Consider the following 20,125-nt stretch of genomic DNA (forward strand, 5'->3'; position numbering starts at 1 on the left):
CTTCCTAATTTCTAATTTCTTTAATCCCTTCATACGCAACCTCCAGCATCTTATCTATCTCTTCATAAGTGATGGTGTATGGGGGCATAAAGTAGATAATATGCCCAAGTGGTCGAAGTAAAACCCCTTGACTTAAAGCATATTCATAGATACGTAAACCTATACGTTCCCGAGGTTCATACCCTTTAAGTTCAACTGCAGCGACCATACCTTGCTGTCTGATCTCTTTTACATTAGAAAGGTCTGTGAACTTTTCCAGCTTCTCTTTAATGTAAACACGTTTCTTTTCATTCTCACCCAGTATATCATTTTGCTCAAATATCTCTAAAGTAGCCAAAGCAGCAGAACAAGCCAAAGGGTTTCCTGTATAACTATGAGAATGTAAAAAAGCTTTATGTTCATTATAGTCACAGTAAAAGGCATTGTAAACTTCATCTGTTGTCATCACAACAGAAAGTGGTAAATAGCCACCGGTAAGCCCTTTAGACAGTGTCATGAAATCTGGTGAGATATCTGCATGCTCACAGGCAAACATTTTTCCCGTACGTCCAAACCCGGTCATGATCTCATCTGCTATGAGGTGTACATCATACTTTTTTGTCAACTCTCTTGCCCCTACTAAATAACTGGGATGATACATATGCATCCCCCCAGCTCCCTGTATAAGAGGTTCCAGTATCAATGCCGCTATCTCATGGGCCTTTTCCTGTAATACTTTTTCTAAAGCTGCTACTGCCTCACTTGCTGATGCTTCACTCTGATCTTTAGGGACAGGAACTTGCATATTTGCTATAAGCAGTGGTTCGTAGGTCTCTTTATAAAGTGCGACATCTCCCACAGAGAGTGCCCCTATGGTCTCACCATGATAAGAGTTTGTCAAAGAGAGAAACAAAGGTTTACGCTTTCCTCGGTTAAGATGATAATGGTAACTCATCTTCAATGCCGCTTCTACAGCACTTGACCCATTGTCAACATAAAATACTTTTGCTAACGCCTGAGGTGTGATATTGACAAGTTTATGTGCCAACTCTACTGCTGGTTCATGCGTAAATCCTGCTAAGAGTACATGTTCAAGTGTGTCAAGCTGTGCTTTTATTTTGTTGTTTATTGTTGTATTGGAATGTCCAAAAAGATTGACCCACCAAGAGCTCACCGCATCAATATAACTATTGCCTTCAAAGTCATAAAGATAAACACCTTTTCCTGACTTAATAGGCACAAGTGGCAGTGTCTCATGATCTTTCATTTGTGTGCAGGGATGCCATATGACTTCCAGGTCACGCTGCATCATTTTACTGTTTTTATCAACCATTCTGTTTTTATACTCCAATACAATTACTACGATAAGTTTATTTAGGTAAAATATTGTACAAATTTTTAGATTAAAGGTAAGAGAAGTATGATTAGTTGGATGCAAAAACACAATAAATACCTCGTATGGACTATCTGGGTAGCAACCATCGCATTTATAGGTGCAGGTTTTGTAGGTTGGGGAAGCTATAGTTTTGGTTCCAAAGCAGGTAATGTTGCCAAAGTAGGTAATATTGAAATTACACAATCTAAACTCAATATGGTTTACAGCAATATATATAATCAATATAATGAAATGTTACAAGGTAAACTTGATGACAAAAAAGCAAAAGAGATGGGACTGATCAAACAAGCATTTTCGACACTGGCAACACAAGCAAAAATACTTAATTTTGCTCAGGATGTTGGTATCATTGTTTCAGATGAAGAAGTGGCAAAGATGCTTGAAGAGATCAAAGGCTTCCAAAAAGACGGTCTGTTCAATAAAGAGATCTATAAGGGTTATCTTAGAAGCCAAAGACTCAAAGCAAAAGTTTTTGAGGCAACACTAAGAGATGATCTCATCATAAACAAAACACTTGCATTACTTCAAACTGAAAGTTTACCACTTGAAGAAGAGACTGTCTCTGCAGCAATGAATACCGCTGACAAACTTACTTACAAAGTGTTGACAGCTTCAGATGTCACTTTCACAGCAGACGAAGCTAAAGTTAAAGCATACTGGGAGACACAAAAAGAAAACTTTATGACAAATAAAACATATGCACTCTCTATTGTATGGACACAAACCAGTGACACAGTGATCACCGATGAAGAATTAAAAACTTTTTATGAAGCAAACACTTTTAACTATACTGATGCAAACGGGAAACAACTTCTTTTTGATGCAGCTAAAGAGAAAGCTAGTAGAGATTTAAAACTTAAAAAAACAAAAAAAGCTGCACAAAAAAGTTATATCGCATTTAAAAAAGGCAAGCTTGAAAGTTCTGAAAACACTACGCTTCCAGTGGGTGATCTTAAACTGACAAAAGAACTTTGGGATGAAATCGGACAAAAGAGCATAGGCAACATTCTTAAACCTAAAGTTGTTGGAGACCAATATGCTACAGTAAAGATCAACAGCATTGAAGAACCTAAGGTAATGAGCTTTGAAGAAGCAAAAGAAAAAGTGACAGAAACCTATACTGTAGAAGCAAAAAAAGAAGCCCTTTTGACACTTGCTGAGTCAACACTTGAAAACTTGGATGAGAGTAATGCAACAGTTTCTGATTTCATTACTTTAGAGAATCGTGACAACCTAAAATCACTAAATTCACAAGAAAGTTTACAATTTTTACAAAAACTCTTTACATCTTCAAAAGAAAAGGGTATTATTAGCATATCGAATAAAATAGTAGTTTACAATATTATGGAACAAAAACTTCTGGGGATGGACGCCAACAAGACAAATTTTGTAAAAGATAATGTCAATCAGATGAAAAAGAGAACATTTGAAACTAACCTCATAAAGATGTTAGATACCAAATATCCTACAGAAGTTTATATGGAAGGACTTATAAATTGAGTGATACAATTTTAGCTATAGATATCGGTTCAACTAAAATATGTGCAATCATAGCTGAAATTAAAGAAGGCAAAGTCCAAATACAAGGTCATGGTATTGCTAAATCCCAAGGGATTAAAAAAGGTGCCATTACCAATATCGAACTTGCATCTAAAGCTATTAAAAAAGCTATCAACGATGCAAAACGTATCGCCGGAAGCAATATGACTTCTGCTACGGTTTCTATCTCCAACGCATATGCAAAAAGTCTGAATTCTACAGGTGTTGTCAATATACCACATAAAGACATCTCTATTAAAGAGATCAATCGTGTCATGCAAACAGCGCTCTATAATGCGAATGTACCAAACGAATATGAAGTAGTACATGTATTGCCATACAACTTCAGAGTAGATGATCAGGATTTTATAGAAGATCCATTTGGTATGAATGCCAGTCGTATGGAAGTAGATGTCAATATCATCATGACACAAAAATCAAATCTTTTAAATCTTAAAAAAGCTGTTCGCTCTGCAGGTGTTGAGATAGATGGTATTGTGCTTAGCGGGTATGCTTCTGCTATCGCAACCATGGATGAAGATGAAAAAGAACTTGGTGTTGCAGTCATTGACCTGGGTGGACAGACAAGTAATCTTGTCATACACACAGGAAACTCTATCAGATATAATGACTTCCTGGGTGTAGGTTCAAACCACATCACCAATGACCTCTCTATGGCACTGCACACACCGCTGCAAATTGCGGAAAATGTAAAAATACGTCATGGTAACCTCATAGAGACCAGTAATGAGATCATAGAACTTCCTATTATAGGAGACGAAGAGAATCGCAATAATGTTTCATTGGAGATAGTCCATAGTGTGATCTTCGCCCGTGTTGAAGAAGCATTGATGATATTGGCAAAATCTCTTGAGAAATCTGCACTCAAAGAGCAGATAGGTGCTGGTATCATCCTTACCGGGGGGATGACAAAACTTAAAGGTATCAGGGAATTGGCACAATCTATTTTCCCTGCTATGCCTGTACGTATTGGTAAACCAAGTGATATTGATGGGCTGTTTGATGAACTTAAAGACCCTGCATATTCAACAGTCATAGGTTTACTACTTTATAAGGCAGGTGAACACACACAGTACGAAATCAATTTCCAACAAGAATTATTACATTCTAAAATCGGATATGAAGATAATCTTGGTGATATTAAGCTAGGAAATACTGTCAAAGAAGTAGCAGAGAGTAGAGAGCCAAACCTAGAAAAGAAACAAAAAGGTACATCTGGAGATTCTGAATCGATCATTTTTGATGATCTACCAGATATCGGGAGTGAAAACAGTAACCCATTAAAAAAGTTAGCCAACTGGGCAAGACAACTTTTTTAAATAGGAAACGTATTTAAACATATCACAAAAAAAGGGGGAGAATATGGAAGAGTTTCAAATCGACATAGTCGAAACAAAATGTCATACTAATGGCGCAAAGATAAAAGCAATTGGTGTCGGTGGTGGTGGTGGTAACATGATCAACCACATGATAAATGAGGGGATCAATAGTATTGATCTCATCGTTGCTAATACTGATTCACAAGCATTAGATTCATCACTTGCACCATTCAAAATGCAACTGGGTATCAATGCAACAAGAGGTCTTGGGGCAGGTATGGTTCCGGACAAAGGTAGAGAAGCTGCGCTTGAAAGTTTTGAAGACATCAAAACAATGCTTGAAGGTTCTGACATTGTATTTATATCTGCAGGTCTTGGTGGCGGTACAGGTACAGGTGCTGCACCCATCATCGCACAAGCGGCTAAAGAAATAGGTGCATTAACTGTTTCTATTGTAACTAGTCCTTTTAAGTTTGAAGGTAGAAAAAGAACAAAACTTGCAAAAGAGGGTCTGGAAGAACTCAAAAGAGAGAGTGATTCTATCATCGTTGTTCCTAATGAAAAACTTCTTTCTATCGTTGAGAAAAACCTTGGTATAAAAGAGAGTTTTAGAATGGTAGATGATATTCTTGCTCAAGCTGTAGGTGGTATCTCAAAGGTGATCCTTTCTCATGGAGAAAATGACATTAACCTTGACTTTGCCGATGTGAAAACAGTTATGGGACACAGAGGACTTGCTCTTATGGGTGCAGGTTATGCTACAGGAACCAATGCGGCATATGATGCAGCAAAAGCTGCCATCGAGTCTCCACTGCTTGACAATATCTCTATTGATGGTGCGATGGGTGTACTTGTACACTTTGACATTCACCCTGATTATCCTATTATGGAGATCGGTGAGGCAATGAGTATCGTTGAAGAGAGTGCAGATGAAGATGCATCTGTGATCTTTGGTACTACTACCAACGAAAACATGGAGATTGATGAAGTAAAGATCACTATTATTGCTACTGGTTTTGAAGACAAGAATACTGTCGCTGAACCAACAATTAAAAAACAAGAATCACTTCTAGGTACAGGTGCTACCAACATCAATACTATTAGATCTGCAAACAGAATGGTAGTAGGTGGATATAATGGTGACCATGAAGATATTTTAGATGTTCCAACATTCCTTAGAAAGCAAATGGACTAAAGTTAAGTAAACTTTCTTCCATTTTACTCCTTTATACAAAGAGAACCTCTTCCTTCTCTTTGTATTACCTCAAAAAATTAAATATGGGCACCTCTAAAAACCACCATTCCAGCAGCCAAGGTCACCCCATCCTAATTTTTTAAAATAATTTTCAATAATTCTTCCATTTTTGTTAGAATTATTGAATGAGTTCTACGATTTATCCGTAAAACTCGAGAGCGTTTAAAATTCCGTGTCAGCCACAATTAGTAACATAAGTTACACCTCTAGATATTTATCTAATCTCCCTTCAAAGAAGATAGCCAGTTGAGAAATAGTCAAAGACCAATTCCAAACTGGCATAGTCCATTTTTTGGATGCATTCTGAATACCCATATAAAGTAATTTCATAAGGCTGTTTTCATTAGGGAAAGCCCCTTTGGTTTTGGTCAGTTTTCTGAACTGGCGATGTACCGATTCAATAATATTTGTCGTATAGATGATCTTTCTGATCTCTGCTGGATACTTGAAATAATAAGAGAGGTTCTCCCACTTATTTCTCCAGGACTGGATGACGATAGGATACATACTGCCCCATTTTTCTTCCAGTCTGTCAAGTTCAAGTTCAGCTGATTCTTTGGAGACGGCTTTGTAGACCAGTTTCAGATCCTTCATAAACTCTTTTTGATTCTTTGAAGCCACATATTTGAGTGAGTTTCTTATCTGATGAACGATACAGAGTTGAACTTCTGTATCGGGAAAGATAGTCTTTATTGCTTCAGGAAAACCATTAAGACCATCTACACTGGCAATAAGAATATCTTCAATACCTCTGTTATGTAGATCGGTAAGTACCTGTAGCCAGAAGTTGGCTCCTTCATTCTCAGAGATATAAAGTCCCAGTACCTCTTTTCTTCCTTCCAGATTTACACCCAGTATTGTATAGACAGCTTTAGATACATATCTTCCATCTTCCTTTATTTTATAATGTATAGCATCAAGCCATACAAAGGGATACATTGCCTCTAATGGTCTTGCCTGCCACTCTTTGACTTTGGAGATGATCTTATCCGTAATAAGGCTGATTGTAGCAGTTGAGATAGATACCTGGTATATCTCTTCAATATGTGAAGAGATATCTCTGTAACTCATTCCTAAGCCGTACATGGAAAGGATCTTCTCTTCTATCTCATCAGATATAGTAGTTTGGTGTTTTTTAACGATCTGGGGTTCAAAGGTACCGCTACGATCTCTTGGAGTTTCAAGTTCAAAAGTACCATCACTGGTACCCTTAATGGTTTTTCTATTAGAACCGTTACGTCTGTTCTTTCGTCCCGAGAGAACATCATCTGCAATATGAGATTCTATTTCTGCTTCAAGTGCAGCTTCTGTGAGTTGTTTGATCAGTGGAGCTAAGAGACCTCCTTTACCGGTGAGTCTTTTACCACTTCTAAATTCATCGAGTATTTCATCGAAATCAAATTCGTATTCTTCTTTCATTGTCAGTCCTTGATAGTATTTTATCAGACTGACACGAAATTTCTAACACTCCCTAAAACTCACTCAATATTTCTCATTTTTTAGATCATTTTCACCTTTTGCAGCCTCACAAGCTGTTCATATCTAAAGAGATTGTAGGTCAGGTTTAAAAAGCCGATAGCTGATACAATCCTCTCTTTCCCAATACAGCGCATATGCAATGCATTATGCATAGAGTTGGTCATAAAACCAAAGATATGTTCTACTCTTGCTCTTATCTTGGATTTGATAGTGTTTGACTCTCTTTGTGTTTGGGTAAGAGGTTTGTTTCTATAGCCTTTTTCATGTACATGGCTTTGACATTCATTCTCTTCGAGGAAGGTCTCTATCTCTTTGCTTCTATAGGCACTATCTGCGTGTAGTTGCTTATCTGTTTCATCAATAAGATTCTCCAACTCTTTGGAGTCATGAAGTGATGCCCCACTGACACTGTATTTAGTGATAAGTTTTGTTTTGTTATCTACATTCACATGATCTTTATAGCCAAAGTGTCTTTCGCCACCTTTTGTCATCCAACTCGCATCAGTATCTTTTTGTGAGAGTTTACTTCTTTTTCCATTTTTATCTTTTTTACCAAATTCCAAAGGTACAGCACCCTTTTTAATATCTGCATTCTCTTCTCTGGTATTGTGTTGTCTTGGTACATCCACGAAGGAAGCATCGACGATACTTCCTTCTTTACCTACTATACCATGTGAAAGAAGCTGCCCTGTAAAAAGGTTGAATAGTTCATCTGCTAGCTTCTTCTCTTTAAGTTGTTCTTTAAATAGCCATATTGTCTTTTCGTCTGGTACTTTATCTCCGATCTGTAATCCAAGGAACTGCATAAAAGAGAGTCTGTCTTTAATTTGGAACTCTGTCTGTTCATCAGAGAGATTGTAGTATTTCTGTAGGATTAGAATCTTGAACATCATTAACCTGTCAAACGGAGGTCTTCCTCCTGGTGCCTTTGGTTCAACATAGAGTGCTTCTTCTATAGGGTTACGGAATATTTCCCAATCAATTACTTTATCCAGTTTGTTCAATGGTGGTTGATGTGCATTGATCTTTTCTAGTTGATTCTCGTAGTCAAACAATCCTGGCATATATTTCTCTCTTTTTCTTTATATTTTACCGTTTATATGGTTTGGGGTGGGTTTTTAGAGATGCCCATATCTAACACAAACTACTTTTTTACTCTTTTTAGCTATTATACTTTAAACTTTTTATATAGGAATAACGATATGAAATACCTCAATAAACTCTCCACTATGGCTACTGCTACAGGACTTGGTGCTCTACTGGCAACTGGAGTAACCGGATGTGGTGACAATAATCAACAACAGCAGGAACAAGCCCAAGCTAAAGGTGCCTTTATCATCATTGAAGAGTCTGCTCCTGGGAAATATAAGATCAAAGATGAATTTCCTGCAGATGAAACACGTATTGTACTTAAAAAACTGGATGGAACAGAAAAAGTACTTACTAAACCTGAACTGGATGCACTTATCAAAGAAGAAGCTGCCAAGATAGATGATGGTACCTCTAACCTTACTAAAGAAAATCCACAAGTAAGCCAAGGAATGGGTCTAGGTGAAACTATTATGGCAAGTATGGCTGGTGCAATGCTTGGTGCATGGATAGGTAATAAACTTTTTGGAAATCAAAACTATCAAAATAACCGTAAAGCAGGTTATAAATCTCCTTCAACTTATTCAAAAAGTCAAAAAAGTTTTAATAAGCCTAGAAGCAGTAGTAGCTCAAAAAGAAGCGGTTTCTTTGGTAGTAAAAAAAGCTCCTCTGGAAGCCGTAGCTCTTTTGGTGGTTAAGCAGTGTTAACTTTACAAAAAACAATAGCACTTGACAAAGACTATCTTGAATCATTAGGGTTTACATGGCATACAGACAGTGATGAAACATCTTACATCTCTGATGAACTTGTTGTCATCTCTGAACCTGAAGCAGAAGCATATTATGAAGCGACAAATGAACTCTATGACATGTATGTTGAAGCAGCTGAACATGTAGTAGAAAATGATCTTTATCATGAGATAGGGATCCCTTTTAATCTTGTAGATGTTATCAAAGAGTCATGGGAAAATGATGTACATTGGCACCTTTACGGTCGTTTTGATCTTGCCGGTGGTATAGATGGTAAACCAATCAAACTTTTAGAGTTCAATGCAGATACACCGACAGCACTTTTTGAGACTGCCATCATCCAGTGGGCGATGCTCAAAAAAAACAACCTTGAAGAAGAGAGTCAATTTAACGCACTTTATGAAGCACTCGTTGATAACTTTAAAAGACTTGTTACACTTGAAGAAGATATCAGCACTTTTGAGGAACGTTATGATGGTTGGTCTTTCTTGTTTACTTCTGTCAAAGGTAACTCCGAAGAAGAGAATACAGTCAAACTTCTGCAACACATTGCTACTGAAGCAGGCTTTGAAACTGAATTTGCATACATTGATGACATAGAATTTTCAGATGAGGATGGCATTGTATATAACGATAAAAGTTACGAACTCTGGTTCAAACTCATCCCTTGGGAAGATATAGCTTTGGAAGAATCAGACTTGGCCATGCTTCTCACAAACATCATCAAAAACCAAAAAGCCATCATCTTCAACCCAGCCTACACTCTGCTTTTCCAAAGTAAAGGTTTACTTAAAATATTATGGGATTTATATCCTGATCATCCTCTCCTGCTTGAAAGTTCTTTTGAGCCTTTGGAGGGTCAAAAACAAGTTAAAAAACCTATCTTTGGAAGAGAAGGCGGAAATGTCAGTATTTTAGATGAAGATGCCAATGCCATTGAAAGTATAGAAGGTGATTATGAAAACCATAAAATGGTTTATCAAGCATACACAGAACTTGCAATAGACGCAGAAGGTCTAAGTTACCAGGCAGGTGTCTTTTATGCCTATGAAGCCTGTGGACTTGGATTTAGAAAAGGTGGAAAGATACTGGATAATATGTCTAAATTTGTAGGGCATCTGGTGAAGTAGAACGTTCTACTTCGCTTTCATCGTTCTTTTCACACTCTACAGAAACAACCTCAATTTCATCTTTATCTATCCTGGCAGCAGTAAGTTGTCCTCCCCATAAACACCCCGTATCTAGAGCCAATACATGTTCATCTTCATAGAAACCCAATGTTGACCAGTGTCCAAAGATGATTTTCATATGAATATCTTTTCTGTTCTCACTCTCAAACCAAGGCTTTAAACCTTTTTCTCTGAGTGCTTGGGTAGGTGCACCTTTTTGGTTGAAGTCCAGTCTGTGATCTTTGTAGCAAAAACGCATACGGGTAAAGGCACTTACGATATAACGATCGATATCTGTTTTACTTGACTCTCTGTTAAAACGGTCTATACCACTTTTAAACATCTTTTTGAGCCATACTTCTGCATGATCGTTTTGCAGTTTCTCCTCTGCCCTCCTTGCATAACGGATCGCCATACCCAGGTCAAACTCTGGAGAAATACCTGCATGTGCCATACAGTATCCCAGTTGATAATCAACATGTAGGAATTTTTGCTCTCTAAGCCAATCTATGAGCTTTTTTACATGAAGTGAAGTCAGTATTGGATCTATGGATGGATTGGACTTTTTGATACCATAATAAGCTGCTATAAGGGTAATATCATGATTACCAAGAACGATTTCTACACTTTCTTTTATACTGTATAGATATTCCAGTGTTTCAAGAGAGCCTTCACCTCTGTTGACCAAGTCACCAGCTAGCCAGAGTTTGTCTTTAGTTGGATCAAATGATATCTTCGTAAGTAATTCTCTAAAGGATCTGTAACATCCCTGGATATCTCCTACTGCCCAAACTGCCATTATAGACCTAACCTCTCTTTATACTGCGTACATTTCTCTTCAAACTTCATTTTAGCATAAGCTGCTGATGGAGAGGGTAAATAAACTGTCTCTATCTCAAGATGTGAAAAGTGTATGTTAAAAAGAGCTTCTGATTTTTTACCTGTAAATGCTAGTTTTTTGATGCTGGGATACTCTTCTAAAAAAGATGCAAGGTCGTTCACCTCTTCATATTCTAACGAACTGTCAAGAGAGTTATCACGCTGACAGCTTTTTATCATATCCCAAAGCCCAAACTTACACTCTTTAAGTAACCATATCTTTTGATCACGATTGTTGACAGGATACTCAGTGACAACATGTAGGATCCTCCAAAACTGGTTACGTGGATGCGCATAATAGAAGTTTTTTTCAAAAGATTTGATACTGGGGAAAGAGCCAAGTATCAAGATCTCAGTATCTTTAAAAACAATAGGCTTAAATGGATGACTTATCTGTTCATTCACACACACTCCTTTTTTTACAACTAACTTTTTATTTCATCTTCATTTTACTTCTACTTTTTTAGAAAAAGTAGACAAAAATCGTCACTGCTCTCGAATCGCTTTGCTTACAAGGTCGTTCGCAGTGACATTATTAATATAATAGCTAAATCACTTACACGCTTTTTGCATATTTCGTACCATCAATACCAAGAGTGCCACCGAGAAGATCTTAAAGTTGATCTCACTGCCTTTGTGTGTATTGATAAACGCTTCACTTTGTGTCATAGCTTCCCCAGCCATTTGCATGGTAAGTATATCGGGGATGTAGTACTGTGAAAAAAGTAACCCTGTAGCAATTACAAAAAAAGTAGCTACTTGGGTAATGGTATCTCTCTCAAACTTTTTGTACTTATATCCCTCATAAAGTGCTATAGCAACAAGTACAACATTCACCAGATATGAGAGTCTTACAAAGTTCTCTGTCATGATGAGTCCTTCCTGATAATGACTCAAAACCTCAGACCCTAACCATGTTTCTGTATGAAATGTTACTGGGGCTACAACGATACCCGCAAAAAGTCCTGCACCCAATACTGCACCTAACAGTATAAGATATGCTATCGTTGTTAGTCTAAAATATTTATTCATTTTTATTTTCCTTTATTTAAACTCAATGATAAACCCTCTGTCAAATCCTGCTAAGTCTTTATAAAATTTGATGGATTTTACACCAATTTTATTAACAAATTCCTGCAATGGCTCTTTTTGATCATATCCCATTTCACAGGCAAGATACTTGATATCTCTGGCTTTCACATCTAAGATGATCTGTTTAAGCAGTTCATCACCTACTCTACCACCAAAAAGTGCCTTTTTTGGTTCGTAGTCCACCACATTAGATTCAAGTAAAAAATCTTCTGCGATATAAGGAGGGTTGGAGACTACCAGTTCCAACGCTTCAGGAACTTCATCTATAAGATTAGACTTACGAAGCTCAATCTGTGCATTCAACCCAAAAGTATCAATATTTTTTCCTGCTACTTTTAATGGCACGTCACAAATATCTGTAGTGATAATATGAAGCTCAGGAAACTTCCGGGCCAATACCACAGAAATAGCCCCGGTACCCACTCCTATCTCAGCAATACGAGTGATATTCTCTTTTTTAATGATATCAGCCACTAAATCTATAAGTATCTCGGTTTCAGGACGAGGAATAAGCACACCCTCTTCTACCTCTAAATGAATATCATAAAAGCTGGCAGACCCTACAATATATTCATAGGGTTCATTTGCAGCTCGTCTTTGGATAAGATCTTGAAAGTTCTTAATATCCTCTACTACATCATTGTCATGTGTGAGCAAATACATACGATCTTGTTCTAAATGATAAGCCAAGAGTAGTTCTGCTTCAAACTGTGGGCGTTCACAAGCCTCTAAAAGTTGTTCTTTTGCCCAATTCAATCCTTCTTTAATGGTCATCTTTATCCATATATGCAAATATTCCATCACTCGGTAAAGCAGGTTCTTCAATTTTTTCTTCTTCTGTTATAATAACATTACTTGCATCATAACCCAACTCTTTGAGTCTCTCTAACACTGGTGGATGCGTATAGTAGAAGAAGATGACTAAAGGGTGTGACTTTGGAAAGGCTTTGTTTTCAGTGATGAGTTTCATAAGAGCAGAAACCAAGTTCTCTTTACCTGCCATTTCTGAACCAAACTCATCTGCTGCATACTCATTATGACGGCTTACATAAGACATAAATGGTGTAAAGACGAAACTCACCAATGGTACAAGAAGCATCAACATTGCTATTTGGACACCTGCTTCCGGGATCACACCCATTTGTGTAAATAGTTCATCAGGCAAATGTCCAAAAAGGTAAAAGGAGATAAAAAGCAAAAGGCCCATTAATGCGATATTTTTCCAAATATCACCATGCGAGAAGTGTCCCAACTCATGTCCAAGAACTGCTAAAAGTTCCTTTTTGTTTAGTTTTTCAATAAGTGTATCGAAAAGCACAACTCTTTTACTCTTACCTAGACCACCAAAAAATGCATTAAGTCGACTGTCACGCTTACTGGCGTCCATCACAAAAATACCATCACTTTTAAGACCTGCCTGTTCCATAAGTTTAGTAATGGCATCTCTAAGTTCACCCTCATCTAAAGGTGAGAACTTATTGAAAAGACTCATGAAAAATGGCATGAGTACATTTGCCATGACTGCGATAGTAAACATAAGTACAAATCCCCACAACCACCACATCTCATACTGGCTGATGATCCAGGCAAGAACTGCAAAGATCGCACCGCCAAGTACAATAAACAGCGCTGCTGACTTTAGTGTATCGAGTATGAACATTTTTGCTGTCATTTTATTGAACCCAAAATCTTCATCTATCTTAAATGTCTGATAGAGTTGAAACGGAAGTCCTACTACATAATTTACAATGATAAAACCGAACAAAAAAAGCACTGCTTGCATGATGGCACCTTCTACCTGTACAACAGAAGCAAGGAGTGCAAACCCTGCCAATACCCACCACACGAACATAAGATAATCAACAAATGTCTCAACCAAAGAGAGCTTCTCTTTTGCTACGGCGTAGTTTGCTGCTACCGTATATTTACCTGCAGGCATCAAAACAGGGTCTTTTCGTTTTTCATCATTGATATATCCTATCTGCATGAAAGATATATAAAGTCTCATAAAAGTATAAATAGAATATAAAGCGAGTATCATTTCTAACATCAAAAATCCTCTTTAGGTTATTTAAATGAAATATATCAAGATGAACTTTATCAAGCCTTAATCATTGCCTAATTTGTTATAATTTCGCTAACAATTTCTAAGGAATAATCGTGGCACTTATAGACCTCTTCAATATCAAGAAACAATATGACATTAAACTGTTACTGAATGATGTTGACTTTCATCTTAATGAGGGCGAGAGAGTGACCATAGTGGGGCAAAATGGTTGCGGTAAATCTACTCTGATGAAGATCATCATAGGTGAAGAAGAACCAACTGAAGGTAAAAGAGTTGTAAACTCTGCTGTGCATATAGAAATGCTTTCCCAACAACCTCACTTTGAGCCCAACCTATCAGTTCGGGAAGCGATACTGAATGAACTTACAGAACTAAAAGAGGCTAAAGATGAGTACGATATGCTTAGTCTTAAAGTGGCAGATGACTTTGAAAACAGGGAACTACTCAAAAAACTCGATAAGGTTACCTCTTTTTTAGACCATCATAATGCATGGAATCTTGATGACAAAATAGAACGAGTCATGCAGGAATTTAAGTTAAAAGAGTATGAAAATCGTCCTGTAGTCTCTCTTTCGGGTGGAGAACAACGCCGTGTGGCTTTGGCATCTCTCATACTTAAAAAACCTGATGTACTTTTGCTTGATGAGCCTACCAACCACCTTGATGTGTATATGGTAGAGTTTTTAGAAGAGATCCTGCTAAAAGAAAATTTTACCCTGCTTTTCATCTCGCATGACAGACATTTTATAGATACCATTGCAACACGTGTTGTGGAAGTGGACAACCAGGAGCTTGTAAGTTATACCGGTGGATACATGGCATACCTGGAACAAAAAGAGGCACGTATGCATGCTATGAAAAAGAGTCATGATAACCTACTGAGACTTCTTAAGCAAGAAGAGGCATGGCTAGGCAAAGGGGTAAAAGCCAGAGAAAAACGTAACCAGGGACGTAAAAAACGTGTCTTTGAACTACGTGAAGAAGCCAAACACAACCCTACGCTTATACGTAAGATGATGGTGGAGCTTGAACGAGAGAAAAAACATTTTAACCGTGACGAAGGGGTTTCACGTAAAAAAATGCTTTTTGACATAGAAAATATGAGCTACTCCGTACCTGGAAAAAAACTCATAGAAAACCTCACAACACGTATCTTACAAAAAGACAAGATAGCCATCGTCGGTATCAACGGTGCGGGTAAATCTACTCTGCTAAAACTGATGTTAGGGCGCATTAAACCAGACTCAGGTGTCATCAAACAAGGTAACTTTGCCTTAGGATACTTTGACCAGCATAGAGAAATGCTCGACGACAACAAAACACTCATTGAAACCTTCTGTCCGGATGGAGGCGACCATATAGATGTGCAGGGTGTGAGTTTTCATGTCTATGGCTATCTTAAAAGTTTTCTTTTCCCTAAAGAGTTTTTAGACAAAAAAGTTGGTATGCTCTCCGGTGGAGAAAAAAACCGTGTGGCACTTGCCCTGCTTTTAGCAAAAAAAGTAGACTGTCTCATCTTAGATGAACCTACCAATGACCTTGATATCCAAACCATTAACATTTTAGAAGAGAAACTCATCAACTTCCCCGGTGCTCTTCTCTTTGTATCACACGACCGTTATTTCATAGACAAAATCGCTTCCAAGCTTTTTATCTTTAAAGGCAATGGCATTGTAGAAGAGTCTTTCCAAACCTATACTGAATATCTTGAAATAGAAAAAGAGATGAAAGAACTTGACAGTTTAGAAAAAGAAGTTAAAAGTGAAGCTGTTAAAATAGAGACAAAGTCTAAAGAAAAAAAACAGACAAAACTCAGCTACAAGGAACAACAGGATTTCAACAAGTTACCTGACGAGATAGAAGCACTCGAAGCCCAGATAGAAAAGCTCAATGCATGTTTACAAGATCCGGAATGTTATCAGGAGAAAGGGTTAAATGTTATTACCGAAGAGCTGGCTTTACTTGAAGAGACATATGAAGAGAAAAGTGACAGATATCTTGATGTTTTAGAGGCTTTTGAGAATTTAGCATAAAAAAAGGTCTCCGTCGCTGGTCTCAAGCGAAATCACCTTTGGTTCCGACTTAGCCTACGATGATGCACAAGTGCATATTATCTTCGGTTCCGTCACTAAAGAGAACAAACTATTGTCGTTTGCTTTACGGTTCTCACCAATAAATCACAACACTGCGTCTACCCCAACGTAATGCTTTTCTTTTATTCAAGCCCATATAAATATCAATTCGCTTTCTATAACGTTTATTCATTTTATCTCTTACTCTATAGTAACCGGGTAATCCGGCTATTCTTACTCTTGTACCGTTTTTCATACCATATCTAGTCAACATATCTCTGGAAACGGCAATGATCTTCATACCTGGACGTAAACGGTTGTTCCATGCTGCCAAGAATGGTGTTTTATCGGTTTGCCCTTTATGCGAACTATAGGCCGTAGCAGTAACACGAAGTTTTCGTTTACCGTAACTTCGGAGCATCTTTATTTTTTTAGCCTCTGCTAATTTATGAGGTAGTGGCAGAAGTATCTTCTGCCCCAAACGTATCTTAGCCCCTCTTTTTAAGCGGTTATGTTTCATAATGGCTTTGGAAGTAAGATTGAAGTCTTGAGCAATTGAACTGAGACTGTCCCCTTTTCCTACAACATACTCTGCACGTGCAATAGCATCAACCCTTTTTTGATTATAAGGAATAGTTAGTTTTTTTCCTATCCGAATGGCTGATTTCTTCTCCAAGTTATTTAGGGCTCTTAATGCATTTGTTTTTATGCTGAATTTCGCAGCAATAGTACTCAAACTATCACCTTTTTCAATTACATACAAACCTTGATTTTTACGTTTTTCTTCTGCAAGCATTAATGTTTCAAGTCTTGTTTCTTCTTCTTTTTCTAACTTTTTTTTCTTTTCTTCTTCTGTAAGTCTTAATGCTTCAAGTCTCTTTTTTTCTTTTTCTTCTTTGAATTTCTGCATTTTATCAAAAAGTTTTTTTCTCTCAAGCCTGATCTTTTCAATACGTGAATATATTTTTTGTTTTTTTGTCTCTTTCAAAGGTGCTTCTTCTGTCCCCTGAAAACGCATAGAATCTTCAACCTTTACATATCTTTCGATCATCTCCTCTACTGAAATAACTTTAACAGAAGATTTCTTTTCAGGTACAGGAAGTATCTTGGTAATAATTAACTTTTTTCTATCAAGATCATATTTGACCTCTTTTGCTTTTATAAATCTTGAACTGTAAGGGTTACACTCTCTTGTTCCCCCCGTAACAATATTACACTCCACTACCTTTGCATTTGCAACTTCCAACACAATAAAGGGTAAGATAAAAAAAATCAAATAATTCCTGGACATAACGTTATGCTAAACTATAAAAAGTTTAACATCTCTCCTTTTATAGACTTTTTATCGACTACCACTGTATGAACAATAGGTTTAGAAAATAGACCATTGATCATTGGAGGAACAGAAACATTTGCATTTTCTGTCACCCATTTTAATGCTTCTATATCATCTTTCACTGTATGTCCAAGTGCTTTGGATACCGTCGAAGAGAACTTGGTCCATTCTGCTGTCGAATAGATCACTGTAGGAAGTTTCTCTTCTCTAAGTGTCTCATACGCTTTCATACACGTTGCCGTATGAGGATCCATAATGTACCCTTTTTGTGCATAAGCAGCGATCACTGCTTCGCCCTCTTCATCATCTGAAAAAGTAGCGGTAAAGTCTTCTTGTAAAGATGCCAATTCTTCACTGCTTAACTGATATTTACCCTCACTTGTCAAAGCATCCATCAACTCTTTGGTTCTCTCTCCTCCAAACTTATCATACATAACACGTTCAATATTTGAACTTTTAAGGATATCCATAGCAGGAGATTCTGTCAGTATCAATGTTCTGTCTGTAAGATCATAAGAACCTGTAGTGATCCAATCTGTCAAAATATTATTGATATTCGAAGCGATCAATATCTTGTGGATCGGAAGACCCGCTTTTTTTGCATAATATGCACCCAACGCATTACCAAAGTTTCCACTTGGTACGACAAGGTAGATCTTATCACCCATAGCAATAGTCTTATTGCGTACCATTTCCAAATAAGAGTGGATGTGGTAAATGATCTGGAATATAATACGTCCAAAGTTTACAGAATTCGCAGCAGTGAGTTTAATGCCGCGTTCTTCTAACTCAGACTTGAAATCTTCAGAGGCAAGGAGATCTTTGAGTGCATGTTGTGTGTCATCAAAGTTACCCTTCACTCCGATCACTTTAAGGTTTTCAGCATCTTCAGTCACCATCTGAAGTTTTTGGACATCAGATGTTCCACCATCAGGATAAAGACAAGCTACTTTGACATTGTCCTGGTTTTTAAATGTCTCCAATGTTGCCGGACCTGTGTCACCACTGGTTGCTGCCATGATCAGATAGTTTTCACCTCTTTTTTGCGCTAGCTTACTTAAGATATATCCAAAGGGTTGCAGTGCCATATCTTTAAAAGCCCGTGTCTGCCCATGGTAAAGTTCAGAGACAAAACAATCTTCTTCTATCTGAGTAAGAGGAACCGGATTAGAGGGATCATCAAAAGCATCATATCTTTTAAGTGCTTCTTCTAAAACTTCTGTTTCTATATCTATATCAAACTGTTGTAAAAAATCCAATGCCAATGTTTTATAATGGCTGGAGAGATGTTTTGTTAAAAATTCTTCATTTAAATTGGGAAGGGATTCAGGTACATACAGTCCACCAAAACTAGCACTTGGACTAAGTATCGCTTCTGAAAATGTTACGCTTTTTGGCTTCTGCCCATCATTACCTCGTGTCTCAACAAATTGCATCTACTATCCTATATTGATTATATTAAATATAATTATAGCTAAAGAAAGTTAATTATTTGTTCAATTTGATCAGATAAAAGTTTTTCTCCCTTTTAAAACTGTTCGTTTCTCCTACCATAATGATACTTCCATCACTCATACGTGTTACTCCATGTGCCACATCTTTTCTCTCATCACCATAGACATGTGACCAGATCAATTCACCTGCTTTATTCAGTGCTAAAACATATGCGCTATGGTTACCTTTACCCAGTGTATTGGTACCTCCAACAAGAATGAAGCCACCATCACGTGTCGTTGCTACGGCATTCCCATATTCATAATATTTAAACCCATAAATTTTGTGCCAGATCAGTTTTCCTTTTGCATCAAACTTCATCACGGTAAGATCTGTCTGTTCACTTCCATACGATTGTGTTTTTCCTATTGCTACAATACCATTATCTACAGTAGCAGTCACACCAAGTAGTATATCTTCAGCTTTTTGTCCGTAGGTTCTTGCCCAGATCTTTTTACCATTCTCATCCAGTTTCATAACAAAGAAATCTGCATCACCAGCCCTTGCTATTTCACGATAGCCCACCATTACAAACTTACCATCTCTTGTTCTTGTAAGAGACTTGGCACTATCAGCTTTCTTTCCACCTATCGTATGTTCATTAACAACTTTTCCATTTTTATCCAGTTTTGCAATATAGATATCTTTATCTCCATCACCATAAGATTCACTGTCACCTACGATCAAAGCTCCACCATCATTTGTACCTGCAATACCCCCTGCAAATTCATCACGTTGTCCACCAAGGTTTTTCTGCCAAACTAATTTACCTTCAAGTGATACTTTTGCCACCAAAAGATCATAGTCATAATTTTCGCTAAAAGACTTAGAACTTCCCAGCACTAAAATACTTCCATCAGCAGCACGGGAAATGGCTTTTCCCTCATCTTTTTTAGCTCCACCAAGCCATAAACGCCACTTCATATCACCTTTTGCAGTCATACGTGTCACACAAATATCTGTTCGTTTGGCATTATATGATTTACAAGTACCCACTATGGCGCTATCCCCATCTTCAAGTGCTACAATATCATAAGCAATATCATCGTCATCACCACCATACAGCTTTTGCCATACTGCATGATAGGCTTCTTTTTTAACACCTTTTTTTGACTTTTCTTCTTTTGCTTGAGCACTCACTGAAAGAAGTAATATACTAATCACTACGTAAAATAACTTTTTTAGCAT

General features: G+C 37.4%; 16 protein-coding genes and 1 pseudogene. 6 read left to right on the plus strand and 11 right to left on the minus strand.

The genetic code is table 11. The features are described 5' to 3' along the window. Positions 1-4: 4 nt before the first annotated feature. The gene (locus ACLHDG_RS10670; RefSeq protein ID WP_415406219.1) at positions 5-1,312 is read right to left on the minus strand and encodes an adenosylmethionine--8-amino-7-oxononanoate transaminase; all 1,308 of its coding nucleotides are present in this window, start codon (positions 1,310-1,312) and stop codon (positions 5-7) included. 87 nt (positions 1,313-1,399) lie between these two features. Between ACLHDG_RS10670 and ACLHDG_RS10675 the strand changes: the two genes are divergently transcribed. From ACLHDG_RS10675 to ftsZ, 3 genes are read left to right on the plus strand one after another with little or no spacing between them, the layout of a single operon-like run. Then, positions 1,400-2,875 carry a peptidylprolyl isomerase gene (locus tag ACLHDG_RS10675; RefSeq protein WP_415406220.1) on the plus strand — a complete coding sequence of 492 codons (1,476 nt, stop codon included), beginning with the start codon at positions 1,400-1,402 and terminating at the stop codon, positions 2,873-2,875. Next, positions 2,872-4,254, plus strand: a complete 1,383-nt coding sequence (gene ftsA / locus ACLHDG_RS10680) for a cell division protein FtsA (RefSeq protein WP_415406221.1) — start codon at positions 2,872-2,874, stop codon at positions 4,252-4,254. Before ACLHDG_RS10675 ends, ftsA begins: the two co-directional genes overlap by 4 nt. A 43-nt stretch (positions 4,255-4,297) precedes the next feature. Then, a complete protein-coding gene (gene ftsZ / locus ACLHDG_RS10685) occupies positions 4,298-5,449 on the plus strand; it encodes a cell division protein FtsZ (protein WP_415406222.1) in 1,152 nt (383 codons plus the stop codon). A 258-nt stretch (positions 5,450-5,707) separates the two neighbouring features. On the opposite strand, the pseudogene ACLHDG_RS10690 reads toward ftsZ, so the two are convergent. Continuing rightward, positions 5,708-6,947, minus strand: a pseudogene (locus ACLHDG_RS10690) (IS256 family transposase). A gap of 61 nt (positions 6,948-7,008) precedes the next feature. Further along, entirely contained in the window at positions 7,009-8,052 is a 1,044-nt protein-coding gene (locus tag ACLHDG_RS10695; protein ID WP_415406223.1) for an IS5 family transposase, read from the minus strand. 138 nt (positions 8,053-8,190) lie between these two features. On the opposite strand from ACLHDG_RS10695, the gene ACLHDG_RS10700 reads away from it, so the two are divergent. Beyond that, entirely contained in the window at positions 8,191-8,775 is a 585-nt protein-coding gene (locus ACLHDG_RS10700; RefSeq protein WP_415406224.1) for a UPF0323 family lipoprotein, read from the plus strand. 3 nt (positions 8,776-8,778) lie between these two features. Next, positions 8,779-9,957, plus strand: coding sequence for a glutathionylspermidine synthase family protein (locus ACLHDG_RS10705; RefSeq protein WP_415406225.1), 1,179 nt, complete (start codon positions 8,779-8,781; stop codon positions 9,955-9,957). Here the strand turns inward: ACLHDG_RS10705 and ACLHDG_RS10710 are convergent. The 5 genes from ACLHDG_RS10710 to ACLHDG_RS10730 all read right to left on the minus strand — a co-directional run bounded on the left by ACLHDG_RS10710 (position 9,929) and on the right by ACLHDG_RS10730 (position 14,017). Further along, positions 9,929-10,795 carry a symmetrical bis(5'-nucleosyl)-tetraphosphatase gene (locus ACLHDG_RS10710; RefSeq protein ID WP_415406226.1) on the minus strand — a complete coding sequence of 289 codons (867 nt, stop codon included), beginning with the start codon at positions 10,793-10,795 and terminating at the stop codon, positions 9,929-9,931. The genes ACLHDG_RS10705 and ACLHDG_RS10710 overlap by 29 nt on opposite strands. Continuing rightward, positions 10,795-11,280, minus strand: coding sequence for a DNA-deoxyinosine glycosylase (locus ACLHDG_RS10715; protein WP_415406227.1), 486 nt, complete (start codon positions 11,278-11,280; stop codon positions 10,795-10,797). Before ACLHDG_RS10715 ends, ACLHDG_RS10710 begins: the two co-directional genes overlap by 1 nt. Positions 11,281-11,427: 147 nt before the next feature. Next, the gene (locus ACLHDG_RS10720; RefSeq protein WP_415406228.1) at positions 11,428-11,907 is read right to left on the minus strand and encodes a DUF4149 domain-containing protein; all 480 of its coding nucleotides are present in this window, start codon (positions 11,905-11,907) and stop codon (positions 11,428-11,430) included. A gap of 12 nt (positions 11,908-11,919) precedes the next feature. Further along, entirely contained in the window at positions 11,920-12,741 is an 822-nt protein-coding gene (gene prmC / locus ACLHDG_RS10725; RefSeq protein ID WP_415406229.1) for a peptide chain release factor N(5)-glutamine methyltransferase, read from the minus strand. Then, entirely contained in the window at positions 12,731-14,017 is a 1,287-nt protein-coding gene (locus ACLHDG_RS10730; protein ID WP_415406230.1) for a M48 family metallopeptidase, read from the minus strand. Before ACLHDG_RS10730 ends, prmC begins: the two co-directional genes overlap by 11 nt. Positions 14,018-14,127: 110 nt before the next feature. Here ACLHDG_RS10730 and abc-f point away from each other — a divergent pair, with 110 nt between their 5' ends. Next, entirely contained in the window at positions 14,128-16,068 is a 1,941-nt protein-coding gene (gene abc-f, locus ACLHDG_RS10735; RefSeq protein WP_415406231.1) for a ribosomal protection-like ABC-F family protein, read from the plus strand. A gap of 133 nt (positions 16,069-16,201) precedes the next feature. On the opposite strand, the gene ACLHDG_RS10740 is transcribed toward abc-f, so the two are convergent. The 3 genes from ACLHDG_RS10740 to ACLHDG_RS10750 are packed head-to-tail and all read right to left on the minus strand — an operon-like array spanning position 16,202 to position 20,125. Continuing rightward, on the minus strand, positions 16,202-17,383 hold the full coding sequence (locus ACLHDG_RS10740; protein WP_415406232.1) for a LysM peptidoglycan-binding domain-containing protein: 1,182 nt from the start codon (positions 17,381-17,383) through the stop codon (positions 16,202-16,204). Between the two features lie 29 nt (positions 17,384-17,412). After that, complete coding sequence (gene thrC, locus ACLHDG_RS10745) at positions 17,413-18,879, minus strand: threonine synthase (protein ID WP_415406233.1); 1,467 nt, start codon at positions 18,877-18,879, stop codon at positions 17,413-17,415. A gap of 52 nt (positions 18,880-18,931) precedes the next feature. Next, positions 18,932-20,125: a hypothetical protein gene (locus ACLHDG_RS10750; protein ID WP_415406234.1), complete on the minus strand. Its 1,194-nt coding sequence runs from the start codon at positions 20,123-20,125 to the stop codon at positions 18,932-18,934.

The organism is Sulfurovum iocasae, assembly GCF_047716765.1.
In the GTDB taxonomy this organism is placed as follows: domain Bacteria; phylum Campylobacterota; class Campylobacteria; order Campylobacterales; family Sulfurovaceae; genus Sulfurovum.